The organism is Gordonia rhizosphera NBRC 16068 (assembly GCF_000298195.1).
GTDB lineage: Bacteria > Actinomycetota > Actinomycetes > Mycobacteriales > Mycobacteriaceae > Gordonia > Gordonia rhizosphera.
The window spans coordinates 1-2,438 of sequence record NZ_BAHC01000144.1 but is presented as its reverse complement, the minus strand read 5'-3'; the positions used below and the strand labels follow the sequence as shown (position 1 = coordinate 2,438).

Here is a 2,438-nt window from a genome sequence, read left to right as displayed (position 1 = left end):
GGAAAGAACTGCTCGACCTCGACGCCTGCACCAAATGCGGCCGCTGCCACGAGGTCTGCCCGGCCCGCACCGCGGGCGCCCCGCTGTCCCCGCGGGATCTGATCCTCGACCTGCGGCAGTGGGTCGACGAAAGCTCCGGCGGGATCGCGGTGCTCGACCGCGAGAAGCGCTCGGTCGAGCCCGGTGCCGACGCCGCGATCGCCGGGGATGTGATCAAGTCCCGCACGTTGTGGTCGTGCACGACCTGCATGGCCTGCGTGCAGACCTGTCCTGTCGGTATCGAGCACGTCCCGACCATCGTCCAGTTGCGCCGCACCCTCGTCGAGGACGGTGATATGGACAACAGCCTGCAGCAGGCCCTGCAGAACCTCGCCGGGCAGGGCAATTCATTCGGGAAGTCGGCGCGGATGCGCTCGAAATGGACCAAGAAACTCGACACCAAGATCACCGACGCCCGCAAGGAGCCGGTGAAATACCTCTGGTTCGTCGGTGACTACGCCGCCTACGACGACCGGCTGGCGGACAACTCGCGGCTGTTGGCGCGGCTGCTCACGGAGGCGGGCGTCGACTTCGGCATTCTGTATGAGGCCGAATGGAATTCGGGCAACGATGTGCGCCGTGTCGGGGAAGAGGGTCTGTTCGAACAGCTCGCCGAACACAACATCGAGGCACTGCAGCAAGCGCAGTTCGAGGAGATCTTCACCACCGATCCGCACTCGCTCAACGCACTTCGCAACGAGTACCCGAAACTCGGGGCGAAATACACCGTCTGGCACTACACCGAGCTGCTGGCCCACCTCGTCGAAACCGGGACGCTACCGGTACAGCAGCTCGGGCTGCGGGTGACCTATCACGACCCCTGCTACCTGGCCCGCTACAACGGGGTGACCGAAGCGCCCAGACGGATCCTGTCCGCGCTGGGTTGCGAACTCGTCGAGATGCCGCGCAACCGCACCAACACGTTCTGCTGTGGGGCCGGCGGCGGTCGGATCTGGATGGACGACTCGTTCCTGTCCGAGCGGCCCAGTGAGAACCGGATCAAGGAGGCGGCAACGCTGGATGTGAGTCACTTCGTGGTGTCGTGCCCCAAGGACATGACGATGTACTCCGACGCCGTGAAGACGACCGGACATGCCGACAGCCTCACCGTCCTCGACATCACCCAGCTCGTCGCGATGGCGGCGATCCCGCCCGAGAACGAACCGCTCGAAGCAGGCGTTTCCGGATGACGAACGTCGAGTGCCCATTCTGCGGTGTCGACCTGCCGATCCGTGATTTGCACCTACACCTGGCCGACAGCCACGCCGACGAGATCGGCACCGAAGACGTCGGGGAACGCACCGTCTACACGGTGACCTGCCCGTACTGCTCGGAACGCTACCGCCACCCCATTCGCAAGAGCGTGGGCGACCCGGAGTTCCTCGCCGAGTACCGGCGACAGATCCAGCTGGTCGCCTTCGACATGTTGATCCATCACCTACGTGCCGAGCACGACCCCGAGCGGGTCGAGCCCTGAAGGAGGACACCCATGCCCGCAGTCCGCAACTGCAACCTCCCCGAGGATGTCTATTACATCGTCGAGAGACACGTCTGGGCGCGCAAAGTCGGTGATCTGGTCGAGGTCGGACTCACCGACGTCGCCCAGAACCTGGCGAAGACGATCGTGTCGGTCACGCCCAAGAAGGTCGGGCGCACACTGCGTGCCGAGCAGAGTGTCGCCACGGTGGAGAGCGGCAAGTGGGTCGGACCGGTGCCCTGCCCGGTCGCCGGGGTGCTGTCGGAGGTGAACACCGAAGTGGTCGGCAATCCGCCACTGATCAATGCCGACCCCTACGGAGCCGGGTGGATCGCGCGGATCGAGCCCACCGATTGGGAGACCGATTCGGCGAATCTGCTGACCGGTCCGGAAGCGATCGCCGCCTACGAGCAGTTCCTCGAACGCGAGGGCATCTCCTGCGGGGAATGAGGCAATGAGCGAGCAGATCTGGAACGGGTGCGCAGTGCCGGATGACCGGCTCTACGACCTCGAGCTGCACGTGTGGGTGCAGCTCGACCGCGACGAGGCGCTGCTCGGCATGACCGATGTCGCGCAGACCATGAGCGGCCGGCTCGTCCAGATCAGCTGGAAGCGGACCGGCCGGACGTTACGCCGCGGACAGACCGTCGCCGTCGTCGAGAGCGCGAAGTGGGTGGGCCCGTTTCCGACCCCGCTGTCGGGTGAGCTGCTGACCGTCAACCGGTCGGCCTACGCCGAGGACATTGCCATCGGCAATCGGGATCCCTACGGGGCCGGCTGGATGGCGCGGGTGGCGCCGACGGCCCTGACCGACGAGCGGGCACACCTCGCCGACGGCGCCGCCGCCTTCGAGTTCTATCGCGACTTCACCGACGATCGCGAAATCCGCTGCTACCGCTGCGCGGAGTGACACCGAGAAAGG

General features: G+C 65.7%; 4 protein-coding genes. All 4 read left to right on the top strand.

Annotated elements, in window-relative coordinates; translation table 11 throughout:
- Positions 1-1,229 (top strand): (Fe-S)-binding protein (locus tag GORHZ_RS18190; protein ID WP_006335539.1); only part of this gene is annotated, 1,229 nt, incomplete at its 5' end.
- Positions 1,226-1,516, top strand: coding sequence for a hypothetical protein (locus tag GORHZ_RS18185; protein WP_006335537.1), 291 nt, complete (start codon positions 1,226-1,228; stop codon positions 1,514-1,516). The genes GORHZ_RS18190 and GORHZ_RS18185, both read left to right, overlap by 4 nt.
- A 12-nt stretch (positions 1,517-1,528) precedes the next feature.
- On the top strand, positions 1,529-1,966 hold the full coding sequence (locus GORHZ_RS18180) for a biotin/lipoyl-containing protein (protein ID WP_006335535.1): 438 nt from the start codon (positions 1,529-1,531) through the stop codon (positions 1,964-1,966).
- A gap of 4 nt (positions 1,967-1,970) precedes the next feature.
- Entirely contained in the window at positions 1,971-2,426 is a 456-nt protein-coding gene (locus GORHZ_RS18175) for a biotin/lipoyl attachment domain-containing protein (protein ID WP_006335534.1), read from the top strand.
- The last annotated feature ends 12 nt before the right edge of the window (positions 2,427-2,438 follow it).